The sequence below is a fragment of the Gilliamella sp. Imp1-1 genome, from assembly GCF_001690415.1.
Taxonomy (GTDB): Bacteria; Pseudomonadota; Gammaproteobacteria; order Enterobacterales; family Orbaceae; genus Gilliamella; species Gilliamella bombi.
This window is the reverse complement of record NZ_LZHK01000063.1, coordinates 1-19733: the sequence shown is the minus strand read 5'-3', so window position 1 is coordinate 19733 and position 19733 is coordinate 1. Positions and strand designations below refer to the sequence as shown.

General features: G+C 35.2%; 17 protein-coding genes. 9 read left to right on the top strand and 8 right to left on the bottom strand.

What is annotated here, in order from left to right; genetic code table 11:
* The coding region (locus A9G38_RS12010) for a hypothetical protein (RefSeq protein ID WP_141671740.1) at nucleotides 1-227 on the bottom strand (227 nt) is incomplete at its 3' end.
* 1051 nt (nucleotides 228-1278) lie between these two features.
* Between A9G38_RS12010 and A9G38_RS06175 the strand changes: the two genes are divergently transcribed.
* Complete coding sequence (locus A9G38_RS06175; RefSeq protein WP_034914137.1) at nucleotides 1279-3603, top strand: zinc/cadmium/mercury/lead-transporting ATPase; 2325 nt, start codon at nucleotides 1279-1281, stop codon at nucleotides 3601-3603.
* A 67-nt stretch (nucleotides 3604-3670) separates the two neighbouring features.
* Here the strand turns inward: A9G38_RS06175 and birA are convergent, their stop codons facing one another.
* The 3 genes from birA to murB are packed head-to-tail and all read right to left on the bottom strand — an operon-like array spanning nucleotide 3671 to nucleotide 6810.
* Entirely contained in the window at nucleotides 3671-4624 is a 954-nt protein-coding gene (gene birA / locus A9G38_RS06170) for a bifunctional biotin--[acetyl-CoA-carboxylase] ligase/biotin operon repressor BirA (RefSeq protein ID WP_034914140.1), read from the bottom strand.
* Entirely contained in the window at nucleotides 4599-5741 is a 1143-nt protein-coding gene (locus A9G38_RS06165; RefSeq protein WP_034914144.1) for an MFS transporter, read from the bottom strand. The genes birA and A9G38_RS06165 overlap by 26 nt, the downstream gene beginning before the upstream one ends.
* Before the next feature lie 58 nt (nucleotides 5742-5799).
* Nucleotides 5800-6810 carry a UDP-N-acetylmuramate dehydrogenase gene (murB, locus tag A9G38_RS06160; protein ID WP_034914147.1) on the bottom strand — a complete coding sequence of 337 codons (1011 nt, stop codon included), beginning with the start codon at nucleotides 6808-6810 and terminating at the stop codon, nucleotides 5800-5802.
* Nucleotides 6811-7577: 767 nt separating this feature from the next.
* Between murB and A9G38_RS06155 the strand changes: the two genes are divergently transcribed.
* Both A9G38_RS06155 and ruvC read left to right on the top strand, forming a co-directional pair.
* Nucleotides 7578-8321, top strand: coding sequence for a YebC/PmpR family DNA-binding transcriptional regulator (locus tag A9G38_RS06155; RefSeq protein WP_034914149.1), 744 nt, complete (start codon nucleotides 7578-7580; stop codon nucleotides 8319-8321).
* Nucleotides 8321-8809, top strand: a complete 489-nt coding sequence (gene ruvC, locus A9G38_RS06150) for a crossover junction endodeoxyribonuclease RuvC (RefSeq protein WP_034914152.1) — start codon at nucleotides 8321-8323, stop codon at nucleotides 8807-8809. Before A9G38_RS06155 ends, ruvC begins: the two co-directional genes overlap by 1 nt.
* A gap of 163 nt (nucleotides 8810-8972) precedes the next feature.
* Here the strand turns inward: ruvC and A9G38_RS06145 are convergent, their stop codons facing one another.
* Nucleotides 8973-12167 (bottom strand): efflux RND transporter permease subunit, encoded by a 3195-nt coding sequence (locus tag A9G38_RS06145; RefSeq protein WP_034914155.1) that lies wholly within the window; start codon nucleotides 12165-12167, stop codon nucleotides 8973-8975.
* An 18-nt stretch (nucleotides 12168-12185) separates the two neighbouring features.
* Complete coding sequence (locus tag A9G38_RS06140) at nucleotides 12186-13394, bottom strand: efflux RND transporter periplasmic adaptor subunit (RefSeq protein WP_065623182.1); 1209 nt, start codon at nucleotides 13392-13394, stop codon at nucleotides 12186-12188.
* Between the two features lie 410 nt (nucleotides 13395-13804).
* Between A9G38_RS06140 and zipA the strand changes: the two genes are divergently transcribed.
* The 4 genes from zipA to A9G38_RS06120 all read left to right on the top strand — a co-directional run bounded on the left by zipA (nucleotide 13805) and on the right by A9G38_RS06120 (nucleotide 17704).
* On the top strand, nucleotides 13805-14719 hold the full coding sequence (gene zipA / locus A9G38_RS06135; RefSeq protein WP_051634281.1) for a cell division protein ZipA: 915 nt from the start codon (nucleotides 13805-13807) through the stop codon (nucleotides 14717-14719).
* 119 nt (nucleotides 14720-14838) lie between these two features.
* Nucleotides 14839-16917 (top strand): NAD-dependent DNA ligase LigA, encoded by a 2079-nt coding sequence (ligA, locus tag A9G38_RS06130; RefSeq protein ID WP_065623179.1) that lies wholly within the window; start codon nucleotides 14839-14841, stop codon nucleotides 16915-16917.
* Between the two features lie 70 nt (nucleotides 16918-16987).
* Nucleotides 16988-17506 carry an S-ribosylhomocysteine lyase gene (gene luxS, locus A9G38_RS06125; RefSeq protein WP_034914159.1) on the top strand — a complete coding sequence of 173 codons (519 nt, stop codon included), beginning with the start codon at nucleotides 16988-16990 and terminating at the stop codon, nucleotides 17504-17506.
* 9 nt (nucleotides 17507-17515) lie between these two features.
* The gene (locus tag A9G38_RS06120; protein ID WP_034914162.1) at nucleotides 17516-17704 is read left to right on the top strand and encodes a 2-hydroxymuconate tautomerase; all 189 of its coding nucleotides are present in this window, start codon (nucleotides 17516-17518) and stop codon (nucleotides 17702-17704) included.
* A gap of 181 nt (nucleotides 17705-17885) precedes the next feature.
* On the opposite strand, the gene ribA is transcribed toward A9G38_RS06120, so the two are convergent.
* Entirely contained in the window at nucleotides 17886-18497 is a 612-nt protein-coding gene (ribA, locus tag A9G38_RS06115) for a GTP cyclohydrolase II (protein ID WP_034914165.1), read from the bottom strand.
* Nucleotides 18498-18587: 90 nt separating this feature from the next.
* The gene (locus tag A9G38_RS12560) at nucleotides 18588-18788 is read right to left on the bottom strand and encodes a hypothetical protein (RefSeq protein WP_238552651.1); all 201 of its coding nucleotides are present in this window, start codon (nucleotides 18786-18788) and stop codon (nucleotides 18588-18590) included.
* A 64-nt stretch (nucleotides 18789-18852) separates the two neighbouring features.
* Between A9G38_RS12560 and A9G38_RS06105 the strand changes: the two genes are divergently transcribed.
* Together A9G38_RS06105 and A9G38_RS06100 are read left to right on the top strand one after the other, a co-directional pair.
* Nucleotides 18853-19323 carry a phosphatase PAP2 family protein gene (locus tag A9G38_RS06105; RefSeq protein WP_051634284.1) on the top strand — a complete coding sequence of 157 codons (471 nt, stop codon included), beginning with the start codon at nucleotides 18853-18855 and terminating at the stop codon, nucleotides 19321-19323.
* A 152-nt stretch (nucleotides 19324-19475) separates the two neighbouring features.
* Nucleotides 19476-19733 (top strand): transposase (locus tag A9G38_RS06100; protein WP_141671662.1); only part of this gene is annotated, 258 nt, incomplete at its 3' end.

The window sequence follows — 19733 nt, the reverse complement described above, 5'->3', positions numbered from 1 at the left end:
GATCCAGGATTGGTTGATTGAACTAAGAAGCCCTTCTTAGGATTCCATATGTTAGCAGGGCCTGCGTGTTTGCCGTCACCCATTTGTAGATTCGGTCTTGCATACTTGATAACTGGCATAACTGGCTCCGCTGGTAATGGTTCGGATAGTAATATTATTGCATCACTACGATTACCCGCTCGATACTTTTTGTCATTCGCCTGTACATTATTCCATGGCAATGACAATAATAACAGTGCTGATACTAGCAGAGCTGTTTTAGGTGATTTGAGCGATAATTTCGATAATTCGTTGAGAAATAATTTGGAAGATATAAATAAGTTTCGTGTAAAAACTCGTCGAATAAGATTATTTAATAAATTTAAGACATAGGTTTGCCAGTGCTTGTGCCTTGTGCCTTGTGCCTAAAATGATAATGCATTATGGTTCACCTGTCAAGTAATTATTTGTTTTATTTAAATTTTTATAATTATTTGCTTATTTAATAAGCCTGTTTTCCTATAGCGATGAAAGTATAACCATTTAAAAATTTGTTGGCTAGTTTTTTAGCGGATTTTTTGTAAAGAAATGTAAAGATAAAACAATTCGACTTTATAGATAAGTGAATTTTCTAATTAAAATATGGTGTTAAGGTGTTAACTTTATAACTTTTGAATTTTGTCGAAATAACTGATATTGGTGATAACGTTTAATTTAAGAATTTTGAGCATAACATCTTGCAACTCACATGGGTTATAAAATATGAACTACGATACCCAACGCCTACAATCGCTCTTAACCATCAGCATGATTTACTCAAATCATTATGATATTCGCCTTTTTTAAACCTCTTTGCTTTGCTAAAAAGTGCCAAATTGTTACTGACAAATTGGCATCCCTAACAAAGCACAAACTCGCCAAGAAGTCCAATCTGGCGTGCTGCCCTCTCTCTGTTAGCAAAGCACTCCGACACAGTTAAAAGATAGGTAGATTAACCTTGCAGTGTTGTGTTTTTCTCTAAAATAGTTCAGGTAGACTATTGATTTTATTGAAGTTTTTTACTTTGATTAAATCAAGTAATTATTGGCTGATTTCTGTTTTTGTTACAATGTTTTTGCTGTAATTTTTGTGCCTTGCACATGCTAATAATTAAGCGAGTTAATTAGTTCGTTATTTTTGAAAAGTATTATAGGTCAGTTTTGAAGTGATTTTTACTTTTTTTGCTACTAAAAGTAAAAATGATTTTCTTTTTTATTTTTTGGCGTACAATCAAAATCATCCATAAATAGAGGTAATGTTATGTTATATAATAACAAATACATACATCATGAACATCATCACCATGAGTGTTGTCATGGTAATTGTTTAAATATGGCACATAATCATGTTCATTTATCTCACGATATAACTTGTCATCAAGAATCAACACATAGCTGTGGTGGCGATACTCATACCACTACTTCTAAAAATGAATTTGACGATCCCCCTGATGATCCCGATAGGCTAAACGAGCAAATTAAATTAACTTGGAAAATAAAAGGCATGGATTGTGCGCACTGTGCTCAACAAATTGAAAACAGCCTAAAAGTGTTACCCAATATTAGCCAAATTAAGATTATTTTTTCTACCGAAAAGTTGGTGGTATTTGTTCCCAAAAATAATGAAAAAACCATTAAATTAATAGAAAATAAAGTCATCGATTTAGGCTATAAACCTATTTTTGAATCATCTCCAGAACATTCTCATCATCATGATCATTCCCACAGTTTTGATAAAAAAGAACTAATTCCTTTAGTGATATTAGGCACTTTAATTGTGGTGAGTTATATTTTTTTGTTATGGAATCAAACTGTTGGCGAATATGCCTTTATGATAACTGCAATTGTTGGATTAATACCTATTTTAAAAGAAGCTTTAATTTTAATGCGTAGTGGTACACCATTTGCAATTGAGTCGTTAATGAGCGTGTCAGCTATTGGGGCTTTGTTTATTGGTGCGTCCGAAGAAGCAACCATGGTCTTATTTTTGTTTATGATAGGCGAAATGCTAGAAAGTGTTGCTACAAGTAAAGCTAAAAAAGGTATTTCGTCGCTCGCTGAGCTGATGCCCGAAGAAACAGTGATAATCATTAATGGGGAGCGAAAAACTGTTGCTAGTCATAGTCTGAAACCTGATGATATTATTGAAATTTCGTCAGGTGGTCGTTTGCCTGCTGATGTGATTTTGATAAGTGAGCAAGCCAATATTGATGAAAGTGCACTAACCGGCGAGTCGATCCCTGTTAATTATCTTTCAGGTGATAAGATTTTGGCTGGTTCACTCGTGGTTGATAATACAATCCAATTAAAAGTGGTATCAGAAGTTGGGCAAAATGCGGTAGATCGTATTTTACAGTTGATTGAAGATGCCGAGGAGCGTAAAGCTCCTATTGAACGATTTATTGATAAATTTAGTCGTTATTATACGCCAGCAATTGCTTTATTTGCTCTGTTAGTGATTATTACGCCACCTTTGTTGTTCAATGCTGATTGGTATACTTGGTTTTATCGAGGTTTAACTCTTTTGTTAATTGGTTGCCCTTGTGCTTTGGTTATTTCAACGCCTGCGGTAATAACGTCAGCATTGTCTAATGCGGCAAAACAAGGCGTGCTAATTAAAGGCGGTGCGGCGCTAGAGCATATTGGTTCAGTTAAAGTGGTTGCATTTGATAAGACTGGTACGTTAACCGAAGGTAAACCGCAAGTCACCGATGTGATTAGTCAAGATATTTCAAAAGAGCAATTATTGACATTAGTTGCCGATATTGAAAGTGGTTCGCATCATCCCATTGCTAAGGCTATTGTTGATTATGCATTGCAGAATCAATTAAATATCAATGAGGCCGATAATCGTAAAGCGATTGCGGGGGTTGGCGTTCAAGGCGAGGTAGATAATCAGACTTTTTATATTGTGTCACCAAGTAAAGTTGTGACAGTTTCATCACCATTGAAAGATGAACATACCAAAATTATTGAGAAGCTTGAAAACGCTGGTAAAACTGTCGTAGTTGCAGTAACAAATCAACAATTGATGGGCATTATTGCATTGCAAGATGTGTTGCGGGCTGATGCAATTACTACAATGAATGAGCTTAATAAGCTTGGTGTTAAGACTTTGATGCTGACAGGCGATAACGCGCGAGCGACCAAAGCTATTGCCTCGCAATTGGGTATGGATTACCGTGCGGAGTTGTTGCCTGCCGATAAATTAGCAGAAATTGAAAAGATGCGTATCTCAACGTCGATTGCTATGGTGGGCGATGGAATTAACGATTCTCCAGCCATGAAAGCGGCAACAGTGAGTATTGCTATGGGTAGTGGTACTGATGTTGCGCTAGAAGCCGCTGATGCCGCATTAACTAAAAATAGCTTGTTAAGTTTGCCTAAGCTAATTGGTTTAACTCGTTTTGCCTCTCGTAATATTAAACAAAATGTTACAATTGCGTTGGGAATTAAGTTAGTATTTTTAATTACCAGCTTATTTGGCTTTACTGGACTGTGGCTGGCTGTGTTAGCTGATTCAGGTACGACTGCGATTGTGACAGCTAATGCGCTTCGAGTTTTGAAATTTAAGAATAAAAGTTAAAATTGGTTTAATTAACCTATTTCTCTTGTAGCAAGTGGAATAGGTTTCTTAAATGATTATTAGGCTATTATTCATCACTTCTTAATGAGATTTCACCACCAATATGAGCTTGAATTTTACCATTTTGTTCTAACAATAAGGCTCCTTGGTCATTTATACCTTTTGCTATTCCACGAATAATGTTATCGCCAATTAATAGTTTTACAGGACGGTTAACAAAGTTATCTAGTTTATTCCAATCATTAATAAATGGCACTAAACCATGTTTTTCAAATTCTATTAATTGACTTTTTAATGTTTTCGCAACCTGCGCAACTAATAAATTACGATCAACATTGCCTAAATTAGCCCATTTTTGGTTAACTATATTGGTATCTGGGTTTGCCATGGTTAAATTGACGCCAACACCAATCACAACATGGGCACAGTCGCCGGTTTTACCTGCAAGCTCAACTAAAATACCAGCTAGTTTTTGATCGTTAAGATATAGATCGTTTGGCCATTTAACTTTGATGTCTTGGCCAGATAATGCACGTAAGGTATCAGCAATAACAATACCAACAACTAAACTCAATCCCATTGCCGCCGCTATGCCTTGTTCTAGTCGCCAATACATTGAAAAGTATAGATTAGTGCCAAAAGGTGAAAACCATTTTCGCCCTCGCCTTCCCCGTGCTTTAGATTGAAATTCGGCCACACAGCAATCGCCCGATGTTAATTGACCAATTCGATCCAGTAGATATTGGTTAGTTGAATCAATAATCGGTAATATTTCACATCGACTATTCGATTGGTAATGCTGGTTAATTTTGGTTTTATTAAGCAAATTAAGAGGCGCTGCCAAGCAATAGCCTTTACCCTGTACTGAGGTTAGCTCAATCTCCCACTCACGCAGTTGTTTGATGTATTTATTAATGCCAGCACGGGTTATACCAAAAATTGTTGCCAATTCTTCCCCTGAATGGAATTGGCCATCGGCTAGTATTTCAATTAATTTAAGCGGATTTTTGTAGTTGCGCATCCATTCCTCTTTTCTTGGCTAATAATATAATGAAGTATAACGAAATTATTGCAAAACTAACAAATAAATAGGTATTACTTGTTTTATCCATAATAAATGCTATCACCGCAGGTGCAACTAAACTCCCTAATGTGTTGGTCAATAGCATTGCTTGATTCATTGCCACAATATCTTGCTTTCTAACACACGAGCAAGCCCAAGCCATGGATATGGGATAAATGGTGTAAATAGTGGCACCTAATAAAATAATCGCCAACGTATCAAGCCAATCAAATATAAGCATGATACATGCGGCCAACATGAACAATGATTCAATTAGCAATACAAGTTGCCGTCCAAATTTGTCTGCACACCAGTTAGCAGGCATTTGTGCAATCACTCCTGATAAAATCAGTAAAATCATCCAATTAGCCACCTGAATATCACTATATCCTAAATGTGAGTAATAGGCTGGTAAAAGTGAATATAACGATCCAATTAACATACCTGCAATAACACAACCAGTTAACCCAAGTCGAGAAGGTTTATTTAATATCATTGGCATGATGTTAAAACTGCTTTTTTTCCTTTTCGGTAATTTATAATGGGTCAGCAAAATAAATAAAATTGCTAATCCCATTAGTAACATAATAACTAATCCAAAATATAATACGTTTTGCGGAAAATACTGCAACAAAGCTTGCCCTAAAACCGTACCTAGGTAATAAGTGGTTAAATAAACTGCCAGCATTTTTCCTCGCGTACGCACAGGACCAGTGAGTAATATACAACTTTCTATAACCACCCAAGTGACCGCACAAGCAATACCTATAAAAAATCGCCACATTATCCAGCTATAAAAATTCATTGAAAAACTTAATCCAATGGTTGCGATGGCAAAAATAATGCAACTATAGGTGTATGTGTGCCGAGCATTGAATTTATTAATAAACCAATTGGCGAAAATGGTACCTAGCAAGTTACCAGTAAAATAACTTGATCCGACAAGACCAATTTGCCCAAGCGAAAACTCATAACGCACTAACCACAATGGTACCTGTGTGTTTAATGCTGACAACGAGATTGTTACAAAGAGCAAACTCGTTAGTAAAATAGGGAATGAATACGAATGTTTCATAATGTTATCGCGTATAATTATGGGTTAAAATTTGCGGGCAATTATAATTTGGTGCTAATTATAAATAATTGTCTGCATCTATTTCGCCTGAGTTGCCGATAAATCGGATTTCGGGTAATAAATTCACCGAGAATTTTTGTAATACACATTTTTTTATATATCGAGCTAATTCAACCACATCCTGTGCTGTTGCTTGGTCTTTATTAACTAAAACCAATGCTTGTTGTTGATGCACAGCCGCTCCACCTATTTGGTAGCCTTTAAGACCACACTGATCAATAAGCCAACCTGCGGCTAATTTTGTTTGATGATTAACTTGTGGATATATTGGCATGTTTGGATAAATTTCAAGTAGTTTGTCCGCCACAATTTTATCGATGACAGGGTTTTTAAAAAAACTTCCACCATTGCCTAAAACCTTTGGATCTGGCAATTTACTACGACGAATTTCACACACTTTTTCAAATATCATTTTTGCAGTAACAATTTTGGGATCAAAGTTTCGCAATTCCCCATAAGTTAAAACTGGCTGCCACTGTTTTGGTAATTTTATACCAACATTGATAACAGCATAACCTTGCAAATACGCTTTTTTGAAGATGCTTTCACGATATCCATATTGACCATCAGTTACAGTGATGATTTTGCCTGTAGCTAGTTCAAGTAGCTCCACATAATCGGCAACTTTTTGAAACTCAACACCATAAGCACCAATGTTTTGAATCGGTGCCGAACCTACACATCCAGGAATTAATGCTAGGTTTTCAAGCCCTGGTATGTTCTGCTTGATGGTTGTTGATACTAGATCATGCCAAGTTTCACCAGCACCAACTTTTAAATGCCATGCTTGTTCTGTTTCGCTAATGGTAATACCTTTGATACGATTAACAATAACAATACCATCAAAATCACAGGTAAAAAGTGTGTTACTGCCTTCGCCAATAATCATAACTGGTAAATTTTGGGAGTTATCTTGCCAAACTTGTTGTAATTGTTCGGGACTGGTTACAGTAACAACTTTTTGCGCAAAAACAGTTAAACCAAATGTATTAGGAATTTTTTGTTTCATTGATAACTACCTTTAATTTTTTGTGAAAATAGATGCCCGAAAATCAATCAATTTCTTAGGTTATTTTTATAGTTTGGGATCTATCGTATTTAATGTTTATATTACCACATTGGTTAGGAGCTGTTGATCTTTTGTATTAATCATAAGCATCCTTTACATTCTTAGTCACATCATGCAATGTACTAATGCAATCATACTGATATAATTTCTTGCCAACTTATTGTAACGTGTTACTACATTCAATAATGTTTCATTTTTCAGTGATTATCTGTTAACAATCTCACGAGCATAACAAATTGTTATTATTAGCATTTTGACAAAATCATATTATAACATCATCTTTAATAGCGTCTTTCTATTTTCTTTTATTGAAAGAGCAATTTCTTTTAGCTGTATTTGATATTTTAATTCATTGTTAGACGTGGCAAAGTGCTTAAAATGCAAGTGTTCAGTATACCTAATATGTAGAAAGACGCCTTATCCGTTTTTAAATGTTTGCTAAATAGGTAACAATTATTTTTTCTTGATGATATAGGAGTCATACCGGATATTTGTGATACGAGGTTAGTGCTTTTTTATGTATATTTATTATAGTAGCTTTTCTAACAACTGTGAACAACATGATTTCTACATATAAATAAAAATTAAATCATTCCTAATAAAGAATAATTTACAGAACATAAAAACTTATCGGTATATTAGTAATGAATTTTAAGTAAATGTTTGCTAAAATATAGCGATTTTTTAATTATTATCTGGAGAATTTTATGGCAGGTCATAGTAAATGGGCCAATACGAAACACCGTAAAGCTGCACAAGATGCAAAACGGGGTAAAATCTTTACCAAAATTATTCGTGAGTTAGTAACTGCGGCAAAATTGGGTGGTGGCGATCCAGCGTCAAATCCTCGATTACGAGCTGCAATGGATAAAGCGTTATCTAATAATATGACCCGTGATACCATGAACCGAGCTGTTGCACGGGGTGTTGGTGGGGAAGATGATAGCAACATGGAAACAATTATCTATGAAGGTTATGGACCTGCTGGCACAGCTGTAATGGTTGAATGCTTGAGTGATAATCGTAATCGAACTGTGTCCGAAGTACGCCATGCATTTACAAAAACAGGTGGTAACTTAGGTACTGATGGTTCAGTTTCATATTTGTTCACTAAAAAAGGCGTTATTTCATACCCAGCTGGTACTGATGAAGACCAAGTTATGGATGCAGCGCTTGAAGCAGGGGCAGACGACGTTGTGACTTATGATGACGGCGCAATTGACGTATTTACTACACCAGAATCATTTGGTGAAGTAAAAGATGCGCTTGATGCTGCAGGGCTAGTTGCCGAAGCCGCTGAAGTATCAATGATTCCAGCAACAAAAGTTGATCTTGATATTGAATCTGCACCAAAATTATTACGTTTAATTGATATGCTTGAAGATTGTGATGATGTTCAAGAAGTTTATCATAATGGTGAGGTTTCTGACGAGGTTGCTGCAACGCTCTAATGGCCATTATTCTTGGCATCGATCCAGGATCTCGTTTGACGGGTTACGGCGTAATCCATCAAACGGGACGACAACTTACCTACCTTGGTAGTGGATGTATTCGTACTGCTGTTGATGATTTACCTACTCGTTTAAAACGAGTATACGCTGGTGTTAGTGAAATTATTTTACAATTCCAACCTGATATGTTTGCTATTGAACAAGTTTTTATGGCTCATAATGCCGATTCCGCATTAAAGTTAGGTCAAGCAAGGGGAGCTGCAATTGTTGCTGCTGTAAATAATAATTTACCTGTTTTTGAATACGCAGCTCGTTTAGTTAAGCAGAGTGTAGTAGGAACAGGCGCAGCCGATAAAAAGCAAGTACAACATATGGTCAAATTATTATTAAAGTTACCAGCTAGCCCTCAGGCTGATGCCGCTGATGCTTTAGCTATAGCAATTACCCACGCCCATACCAGTCAGCAGTTACTAAAGCATCGCAAGTAAATATAACAAAATTCAATTTACGTATACGCAACTATATAAATAAAAAATGCGCCAAAAAACGGCGCATTTCGTTATTTTAATAGCTCGCTTAAGTTATATATGACCTATAGAACTATACATCAAGGCCATATATGTACCAAAACTAGCTATTTAGTTATTGCTTTTAAGAACGGTTAACAGGTAACACTGCTTTATTTTTATGTTTTGTAAATAGTTTTGTTACAAATAAAAAGAACAAGGGAACATAAAATATTGCTAAAAATGTTGCTGTCAACATACCACCAATTACACCAGTACCTACCGCATTTTGGCTAGCGGAACCAGCACCGCTATTTAATGCTAGCGGTAACACCCCTAAAATAAAGGCAAACGAAGTCATTAAAATCGGGCGTAGGCGAAGGCGACAAGCTTCAAGTGTAGCATCAATCAATGATTTACCCTCTTTTTCCAAGGCATCTTTGGCAAATTCTACAATCAATATAGCATTTTTAGCAGATAACCCCATTGTCGTTAATAGTCCTACAATAAAGTAAATATCGTTATCAAGCCCTCTAAACATAGTTGCAAATACTGTACCTAAAATCCCAAGAGGAATAACAAATAAGATCGAAATTGGCACTGTCCAACTTTCATACAATGCAGCTAATGATAAAAACACAACAATAATCGAAATAATATAAAGTGTTGTTGTTTGTGATCCTGTCTGACGTTCTTGATAAGATATACCTGTCCAGTCAAAAGTAAATCCTTTTGGCAAATTTTTGGACAACTCTTCCATCACAGCCATTGCTTGTCCAGAGCTTAGACCTGGAGCGGCTGAACCGCTTATCTCCATTGCTGCCACACCATCATAACGAACCAGTGAAGGAGAACCATAAGTTTTTGTCGTAGTAGCAAACGCATCATATGGAACCATTTCACCATTTTTATTTTTAACATGCCAGTAACTAAAATCATCTGGCAACATGCGATATGGTGCATCTGATTGTAGGTATACTTTTTTAACTCGGTTATTATAAACAAAATCGTCAATATAAGCAGAACCTAAAGCTGTGGACAATACAGTATTTACTGAATTTACCGAAACGCCTAATGCTTGTGCTGCTTCAAAATCAACATTAATTTTGTACTGCGGAACATCTAGCATACTTCCCGGTCTAACTTGTTGCAGTTTAGGATGATGAGAAGCTTGACCCAACATTTGGAAAAATGCACCTACCAAAGCATCATGCCCATAACTAGCCGTATCTTTCAGTACATAAGAAAAACCATTAGCCATACCTAATGCTGGAACAGCTGGTAAGTTGGTAACAATTACCCTCCCCTCGGTTATAGTAGAAGCAAATCCCCAACCGCTAGCGACTAAAGCATTAACTTTTTGATCAGCGCGTTTACGTTGTTCCCAATTTTTTAATCGAACAAAGCCTAGCCCCATATTTTGCCCACGACCAACCATACTAAATCCAGCTACAGTAAATATTTCCTCAACTGAATCAGCTTTTTGCTCAGTATAAAATTTTGCCGTTTTATTTAAAACTGACATAGTTTGCTCTAAAGTTGATCCTGGCGGTAGCTCAACCATAACTAAAAGCACACCCTGATCTTCATTAGGTAAAAAACCAGTAGGTAACCGATTAAAGCCAAAGATTAATCCAACTAGAATTAAAGCATAACAAACAAAAGCTATTAATGGATAACGAACAACTTTTATTACACCTTTTTCATAATGGCGTAAACTTTTTTCATAGAACTCGTTAAACCATTTAAAGAATTTTTTTGTGCCAACAGAACACCAACTAAATGGTGGTATAGATTCTAACTTGTCACCTAACGAGTTTCTTTTTAATTTACTTTTAGATGGTGCTTTTAAAATTTGAACACAGAGCGCTGGAGTTAATACAATTGCCATCAACACTGATAATGCCATCGCTGTTACAATGGTAATTGAAAATTGGCGGTAAATTCCACCCGCTGCACCTCCATAAAATGCCATAGGAACGAATACTGCAGATAACACGACTGCAATGCCAACCAACGCTGAAGTAATTTGTTCCATCGATTTAACGGTTGCATCATAAGGCGATAAACCTTCATCATGCATAATACGTTCAACGTTCTCAATAACAACTATTGCATCATCTACCAACAAGCCTATGGCAAGCACCATTGCAAACATAGATAATGTATTAATCGTAAACCCACAGATATACAAAACAGCAAAAGTTCCTAGCAATACCACAGGTACGGTAATCGTCGGTATAAGTGTCGAACGGAGATTTTGTAAAAAGACATACATTACAATAACAACTAAAATAATAGCTTCAATCAATGTATGTACTACGTTATTAATTGATAATTTTACAAATGGTGTTGTGTCATACGGATAAGCATAGTGAATATCTTCAGGAAAGATTTTTGATAATTCAGCTAATTTTTTATCTACCTGATCAGAAGTTTCTAATTGGTTAGCTCCTGTTGCCAAATAAATACCAAGACCTGCAGATGCTTTACCATCATAATAAGAAATAAAGTTATAATCAGACGCACCAATTTCAACCGTTGCTATATCTTTTAATAAAAGATTAGAACCATCTGTATTTACACGCACTAAAATATTTTGGAATTGTTCGGGTGTTTTTAAACGTGATTGAGCTGTAATTGTCGCATTGAGTTCTTGTCCATCTGTTGATGGTAAGGCACCTAATTGCCCTGCTGTTACTTGCGCATTTTGTGCTTGAATAGCCGCAATGATTTCTTCAATTGATAAATTAAAATAGGTCAATTTATTTGGATCAAGCCAAATACGCATTGCATATTCAGAACCAAACAATTGAGTATCACCTACACCCTGTACACGTCTAATCTGATCTTGCACAGTTGAATAAACAAAATCAGCAATATCTGCTTGTGTTTTTTTAGGATTTGTTGAATAAAAACCCACAACCTTTAAAAAGTTGGTGTTATTTTTTGCAACAGAAACACCATTTTTTTGCACACTTTCTGGTAGCCTTGATTTAATACTCTCTACTTTATTTAACACTTGTACTTGAGCAAAATCGGGATTAGTTCCAGGAGCAAAGGTTAACGTCGTTTGAACAACACCTTGTGCACTGCTGGTTGATTTCATATAAATTAGATTATCCAATCCAGTTAAATTCTGTTCAATCAACTGAGTAACAGTATTTTCGATGGTCTGTGCATCGGCACCTGGGTAAACAGCACTAACAGTTACAGCAGGAGGGGCAATGTCAGGATACTGCTCAACAGCTAGTAGCTTGATACATAAAGCACCTCCTAGCATCATCATGATAGCAATTACCCATGCAAAAACAGGTCTATCAATAAAAAACTTAGCCATAATTCACCTACTCCTGTTTTATTTCACACTGTTTTTTATGATACTGTCTAATTGTTCTTGTGAAAGTGTATTAGGATCTCCGACTTTTTCTACTTTCATAGGTGGAGCATCTTTTTGAGGTTTTTCAACAGAAGTTAAATTAAGTAATCCAGTAATAATAACCTCTTCACCAATGCTAATTCCCTTTGTTACAACCCAATAACCACCAACTCCTGTGTATACTTGAATATCTTGTCGATACTCTACTGTATTATCAGGTTTCAAAATTTTTGCAGTATATTGCCCTAACTTATTGCTGGTAATTCCTTGCTGTGGAACAAGCACTGCATTTTTGATATAGCCTAATGTCAACTGAGGCTTAACAAACATGCCGGGTAAAATTTTCCCTTCACTATTTGTAAATTGTGACCGCAAAGTTACTGTACCCGTTGTTTCATTTACAGTCATATCAGAAAATTTTACACTACCTGGATAAGCGTATTTAGAACCATCATTAAAGTATAATTCGACATTATTACCTTTTACTGGTTCATAAATTACGTTTTCATCCTGAATATATTTATTATAACGGGTAGCCGCTTCTGTCATATCGACATAAATTGGGTCTAGTTGTTGAACTAGTGCAAGTGGTGTCGATTGACCTGCCGACACTAATGCCCCTTCAGTCACACTTGATTTACCTATATACCCATCAATTGGTGAATACACTTTTGTATATTCTAAATTGACTTTAGCTGTATGCTCAGCTGCTTGTGCAACTAATACTGCAGCTTCAGCCTGTTTAGCATCTGCAGCTGCTTTATCGTAATCTTGTTGGCTGATTGATTTAGTATTTAATAATCCAGCGTAACGCTTAAGAGTAAGTTGAGCAATATTTGCATTCGCTTTAGCGCTAGCAACACTTGCTACCGCACTATCATAATTAGCTTGATAAATAGCTGGATCTATTTGATAAAGAGATTGTCCGGCCTTAACATTCGAACTTTCATCAAACTCGCGTTTTAAGACGATACCACCTACTTGAGGCCTAATTTCAGCAATTTGAGATGCAACAACCCTACCTGGTAAACCAATTTTTAATGTGTAATTCAATGGTTCCACTTTAAATACAGTTACCTTCGGTAATTTATTATTACCATTTTTTGAATTGCCATTATCACAACTTGTTAATAAAAGTAGGCTAGCACACGCCACAGGCAAGGCTAATAATAGCTTGTTAAATCTCATATAAAAATGACCTCAGTAAACTTAATAATTATTTTAATTTTTAATAATTGATCTTAGTTAAAAGTAATCGGCGATTTTACAAAAAATATGCATAGATTGTAAGTATCTTTACAAGTTAATAGCACAGAGTTCTAAAAAATAGCTAGTTAGATTATGATACTAAAAAAAAGTATTGCTAATTATGATTATTGCTAGAAATAAAGTAATATAGAGTAATTGATTTTTTGTGCTATAAAGTATCTTAAATAAAATGTTATACTACAAATATCAAATATGGTTGCTTTAATGAATATTAATTCATATTGCTAATAAAGAATAAAAAATTTACATTACTGTACTCCGCAATCACTTTTTCAAAAGATGATTGAATAATTTGAGTCTATATTTAATTTAATACAGAGATGGTTATTATGGATAATTTACGTATTGTTCTAGTTGTTGTTGCATCCTTGGTCATTATTGCATTGCTCATCCATGGGTTTTGGATCAATAAAAAAGAACGTTCTTCGCTTTTTAGTTCAAATAAAAAAGGAAAATTTGAACAAAATACTCAACAATATCAAAACTATTCTATGAATGACATAGAAAAAGATGATGATGTTATCTTACTCAAACCTAAAACAACAAAAAGCAGTGAAACCGTTGAAAACGATGTAATTATTAATGAACTCACAAAAGAGCAAAAGAAAATACCTCAACAAGAAGATTTATTTGTTGATAATAACGACAAACAAGAGATTAATACTGAAACAACGAAAGAGCCAGCTGTCAATGTTGAACTTGATCTTTTTGAGGATGAACAACAACCTGATTTAATTCTTACAACGAAAGAAAAACCATCAGATACTAATAATGAAATTAAACATAACGAGGAACCCAAAAAACTAAATATTGACACTGAACAATCCACAACCGAAATTATTGTATTAAATATCACAGGCATTAACGGAAAATTATTACAAGGTGATGTGTTACTCGCTAGCATTATGCAATCTGGTTTTCAGTTCGGTGATATGAGAATTTTTCACCGCCATGTAGATCCTGCGGGTAATGGAGCAATATTATTTAGTTTAGCCAATATGGTGACACCTGGATATTTGGATCCCGATACAATGCATGAATTTACCACACCTGGTGTGTCTATTTTTATGGTTGCGCCTACAGAGGGTAACAATCAGCAAAACTTCAAATTAATGTTGCAAACAGCACAACGCATAGCTGACGATGTCAACGGTGTAGTATTAGATGATGAACATCATATGCTAACCCCTCAAAAAATAGACAGTTATAAAGAACGTATTAAAAAGGTCAGTAACGAAATTTAACCGTAGTCTTTTCAGCAAATCTTTTAAAAAATTCCACCAACTTGGATTGGTGGATAAAAATGAATATAACCTATTTATAATATTTTCCCAAACCTTCGTTTTAATAAGAGCATATAACCATGTCGCGACATAATGAAACAAAAAATTCAGTAAATACACCTGAATTGAATAAAGACATAGCGAAGCAATTGACTTCACTACGCAACCTAATTAGACATCATGAATACTGTTATTATGTCCTTGATACACCAGAAATTCCCGATGTTGAATATGATAAATTAATAAAGCAACTACAAACATTAGAACAGCAAAACCCAGATCTTATTACTCCCGACTCACCAACCCAACGAGTTGGTGGTTCCCCATTAGCCCAATTTGCATCCATTAAACATGAAATACCTATGCTATCACTAGATAATGTCTTTGATGATGCTAGTTTTATTGCATTTAACAAGCGAGTTAAAGATCGTCTTCATTTAAACGATGCTGAACAGGTTGAATATTGTTGTGAGCTCAAACTTGACGGACTTGCTGTCAGTCTTCTTTATGAAAATGGTCGTTTTATACAAGCAGCAACGCGAGGAGATGGTACAACAGGAGAAGACATAACAGCCAATGTAAAGACTATCAAAACAATTCCACTAGTTCTAAGAGGCGATAACATCCCTTCTAGATTAGAAGTTCGAGGAGAAGTCTTTATGACACATAAAGGCTTCGAAAAACTCAACGCAGATGCAGAAAAGCATAACGAAAGAGTATTTGCCAATCCACGTAATGCAGCCGCTGGTTCATTAAGACAATTAGATCCTAAAATTACAGCAAAAAGACCATTAGCATTTTTTTGTTATGGTGTTGGTATTGTCGAAGGTACCACATTACCTGACACTCATTACGATCGTTTAATGCAATTTAAAGCTTGGGGGTTACCAGTTAGTAATAAAGTACAAAAACGCCAAGGGGTGCAAGCCGCTCTAGATTATTTTAAACTAATTGGTGAACAACGTATGTCATTAGATTTTGATATCGATGGTGTAGTAATTAAAGTTAATAGTATTGAACTACAAAACGAGCTTGGTTTTGTTGCTCGAGCGCCGAGATGGGCTATAGCATTTAAATTTCCAGCACAAGAAGAAGTTACAAAATTAAATAAAGTAGACTTTCAAGTTGGGCGAACAGGTGCAATTACTCCTGTAGCAAGGCTTGAACCTGTATCAGTTGCTGGCGTTATTGTGAGCAATGCGACATTACATAATAGCGATGAAATAATCCGATTAGGTATCCGTGAGGGTGACTATGTAACAATACGCCGAGCTGGTGACGTTATTCCTAAAATAGTAGCCGTCATAGTAGATAGAAGCCCCGCCGACACAAAAGAAATCATCTTCCCGACACACTGCCCTATTTGTGGCTCGCAAATAGTTCGAGACAAAGGTGCAGCGATATCACGCTGTGCTGGAGGTTTGATTTGCCCTGCACAACGAAAAGAAGCCTTAAAGCATTTTGTTTCACGGCGAGCAATGAATGTTGATGGTATGGGAGAAAAAATTATTGAACAACTAGTTGATAAAGAATATGTAAAAACACCAGCAGATTTATATAAACTAAATCTACCAACGCTATGTAGTTTAGATAAAATTGGGGAAAAATCTGCCAATAACTTATTAAATGCACTAGAGGTATCTAAAAATACTACATTAAGCCGTTTTATATTTGCGCTTGGAATTCCGAATGTTGGTGAAGTTACTGCCGAAAATCTTGTTAACCAACTTGGTAGTTTATCAGCAATTGAGAATGCCTCACTAGAAAAACTACAATCAGTAAACGAAATTGGTGCCGTCATTGCAGAAAGCATTATTGACTTTTTTCAAGAACCACATAATCGCAATGTAATTGAACAACTAACCAGTAATGAAGTAGGCATTCACTGGCAAGATGTCATTCCACAGGTACAAGAGATCGCCATTAACTCACCTTTTTCAGAAAAAACTGTAGTATTAACTGGTACATTGTCGGTTTTAACACGAGATGAAGCCAAAGATAAATTAAAGCAACTAGGCGCCAAAGTAACAGGCAGTGTTTCGAAAAACACTGATCTAGTCATTGCAGGAGAAGCAGCAGGCTCTAAACTTAATAAGGCTCAAGAACTAGGAATAAAAGTTATTGATGAGCAAGAATTAATAAATTTACTTGATCAGTAAATATCAAATCTACTGGTACTTATTAGTAAATTGATTAGAATAACAATTATCAAATAACAAGGAGGAAATTATGCCTTTACTAGACAGTTTTAAAGTTGATCACACAAAAATGAAAGCACCCTTTGTACGAATTGCAAAAACAATGGTGACCCCAAAAGGTGACAGCATTACTGTGTTTGATCTACGCTTTACCATTCCAAATAAAGACAACCTTCCAGAAAAAGGAATTCATACATTAGAACATTTATTTGCTGGTTTTATGCGCGATCATCTTAACAGTGATAAAGTTGAAATAATCGATATTTCACCAATGGGATGTCGTACAGGCTTTTATATGAGCTTAATTGGCAAGCCCAATGAAGCACTAGTTGTAGATGCATGGCTAAAATCAATGCATAACGTATTAAATGTAAAATCACAAAATCAGATTCCTGAATTGAATGAGTATCAATGTGGTACCTATAAAATGCACTCATTAGATGAAGCTAAAGCCATTGCTGAACAAATTATAAAATCTAGCATTAGCATATGCCATAACGATGAAATCGCATTAACTGATGAACAACTTGCCCAAATTAATAATCACTAGGAGATATCTATGCCTAATGTCGTTATAGATTTTTTAGAAGGCCGCACTATAGAGCAAAAAAGAGAAATGGCAAAACGCGTAACTAATGCCATCGTTGAAACCCTTAACTGTAAACCAGAAGCAGTACAAATCATAATGCACGAATTATCTAAAGATCAGATTGCTAATGGTGGTGTGCTACGCAGCGATAAAAATTGATTTTAAAGGTGCCAAATAATTGGCAATTATCACATAAACCTAAATTAAAATTTTTCTCTTATTATCAAGTAACAAAAAACTCAAAATAATATTTTCTATTTTGAGTTTTTATTTCAACATTTTTACTATTTTGGATAAATTCAATTACAAACCAATAAGTTCTCTTGGTTAACTTAAATTTTTAGTGATTGCAATTATAGTGATGCAAATGAAGTAAGTGTCCCATTTTATTTGCTTTTGTTTCTAGATAATGTTCATTGTTTGGATTTCCACCAACTTCCAATGGCACCCGTTGTATAATTTTAATTCCTGATTGTTCAAGCACTCGTATTTTCTCGGGATTGTTGGTTAATAAGCGAATTTGTGATACGCCTAATAAAGTCAGCATATCTGCGCATAGAGTAAAATCTCGTTCATCTGCTGCAAACCCCAATTGCTCATTAGCTTCAACCGTGTCCAAGCCTTGATCTTGTAGCGCATAAGCTCTGATTTTATTCAATAAACCAATATTACGTCCTTCTTGCCGGTGATAAATTAAAATCCCTTTACCCTCCTTTGCAATTTGTTTTAAGGCTGCTTCTAACTGAAAACCACAATCACAGCGTAAGCTAAAAAGCGCATCGCCTGTTAAGCATTCAGAATGAATTCTTGTGAGAACTGGTGTATCGCCAGATATATCACCAAATACTAATGCGGCATGATCCTTTTTTGTTGCAATTTCTTCAAATCCAACAATAATGAAACACCCCCAAGGCGTCGGCAATTTCGCTTGTGCAACACGTTTTAATTGCATTATTATCTCCATTTTCAATAAGGATAAATAAGATTTTATAAAAATAAATTTATCTTCTATGCTAAAATATTAAGCAAAAGCAATTTATACTTAATTGAGTTTATAAATGAGGTTAGTAATAAAAAAAACAATAGCCCTACTGGCTATTTTCTTAGCTGTTCCTTTTACTATTATAGCCATAAATTGGCATTGGCAACCAGCATCCTTAAATAATACATCTAAATGTTTATTTTTAATAACTGAAACAGCAAGTTTTCCTTGGGGAATTATCACCTCAACAATTTTATTCATTGTATTTTGTCTGCTATTACCCCAAAAAACAAAAAAAAGAATCATATTATTATGGTTGCTTCTTGTGAGTGCAATATTAAGTGGGCAAATAATTAAAAGCTTTTTAAAATCACAAACCGCTGAATCACGGCCTTATGTACTTTGGATGGCTCAGGAATATAATATTAGTGATCAACAATTTTATTCGAAATCACGTTCAGAAAGAAAAGAAATTATTCATCAATTATTTAACAATTCATCAACAATCCCCAGTTGGTTATCAAGCCACTGGCAAAATGAAACGGGATATGCTTTTCCTTCTGGGCATACCTTGTTAGCTGTAACTTGGGCACTATTAGCCTTAATATTACTAAAATTTAGAAAACATTATGTGATAGTATCTTCTATCATTATTTGGTCAATATTGATTGAATTAAGCCGGTTATTATTAGGCATGCATAGTCCTATTGATCTAATAACAAGTATATTAATCGCATGGATAATCTCATTAATTTGCTATTTTTATGCTAGAAAATGGCATATAGTAGACAAATGATTATTAAATATTTTGAGAAAGTAACATTTACAACAAACAATATTATTTTTAGGCAATATAGTTAGGGCGTGTTGATCTTTCATGATTATTTTTTAGACGGCATGATGTGAGTTATAATAATTCAGCCAAAAACAACCATAACTCGATTCATCATGCCAAGAACAATGCTAACAGATAAACGGTGGGAAAAGCTACTACAAATAATGAAAAATACCGGCCGAGTTTATAATAAATCCGAGCATCGGATGACGTTTGAAGGGATCCTTTTCCGAATGAGAACCGGTATTCCTTGGCGAGATTTGCCAGAAGAGTTTGGTGAATGGAGCACTGTCTATAGGCGATTTAATTTGTGGTCTAAAAAAGGAATATTAGTTGATATTTTCAAACATTTATCACAACTAGCGGATTTT

What these genes read in the sequence shown, in the direction of transcription:
- A9G38_RS06175 (WP_034914137.1), top strand. Translation starts at nt 1,279, where the DNA reads ATGTTATATAATAACAAATACATACATCATGAACATCATCACCATGAG.
- birA (WP_034914140.1), bottom strand. Translation starts at nt 4,624, where the DNA reads ATGCGCAACTACAAAAATCCGCTTAAATTAATTGAAATACTAGCCGAT.
- A9G38_RS06165 (WP_034914144.1), bottom strand. Translation starts at nt 5,741, where the DNA reads ATGAAACATTCGTATTCATTCCCTATTTTACTAACGAGTTTGCTCTTT.
- murB (WP_034914147.1), bottom strand. Translation starts at nt 6,810, where the DNA reads ATGAAACAAAAAATTCCTAATACATTTGGTTTAACTGTTTTTGCGCAA.
- A9G38_RS06155 (WP_034914149.1), top strand. Translation starts at nt 7,578, where the DNA reads ATGGCAGGTCATAGTAAATGGGCCAATACGAAACACCGTAAAGCTGCA.
- ruvC (WP_034914152.1), top strand. Translation starts at nt 8,321, where the DNA reads ATGGCCATTATTCTTGGCATCGATCCAGGATCTCGTTTGACGGGTTAC.
- A9G38_RS06145 (WP_034914155.1), bottom strand. Translation starts at nt 12,167, where the DNA reads ATGGCTAAGTTTTTTATTGATAGACCTGTTTTTGCATGGGTAATTGCT.
- A9G38_RS06140 (WP_065623182.1), bottom strand. Translation starts at nt 13,394, where the DNA reads ATGAGATTTAACAAGCTATTATTAGCCTTGCCTGTGGCGTGTGCTAGC.
- zipA (WP_051634281.1), top strand. Translation starts at nt 13,805, where the DNA reads ATGGATAATTTACGTATTGTTCTAGTTGTTGTTGCATCCTTGGTCATT.
- ligA (WP_065623179.1), top strand. Translation starts at nt 14,839, where the DNA reads ATGTCGCGACATAATGAAACAAAAAATTCAGTAAATACACCTGAATTG.
- luxS (WP_034914159.1), top strand. Translation starts at nt 16,988, where the DNA reads ATGCCTTTACTAGACAGTTTTAAAGTTGATCACACAAAAATGAAAGCA.
- A9G38_RS06120 (WP_034914162.1), top strand. Translation starts at nt 17,516, where the DNA reads ATGCCTAATGTCGTTATAGATTTTTTAGAAGGCCGCACTATAGAGCAA.
- ribA (WP_034914165.1), bottom strand. Translation starts at nt 18,497, where the DNA reads ATGCAATTAAAACGTGTTGCACAAGCGAAATTGCCGACGCCTTGGGGG.
- A9G38_RS12560 (WP_238552651.1), bottom strand. Translation starts at nt 18,788, where the DNA reads ATGAATAAAATTGTTGAGGTGATAATTCCCCAAGGAAAACTTGCTGTT.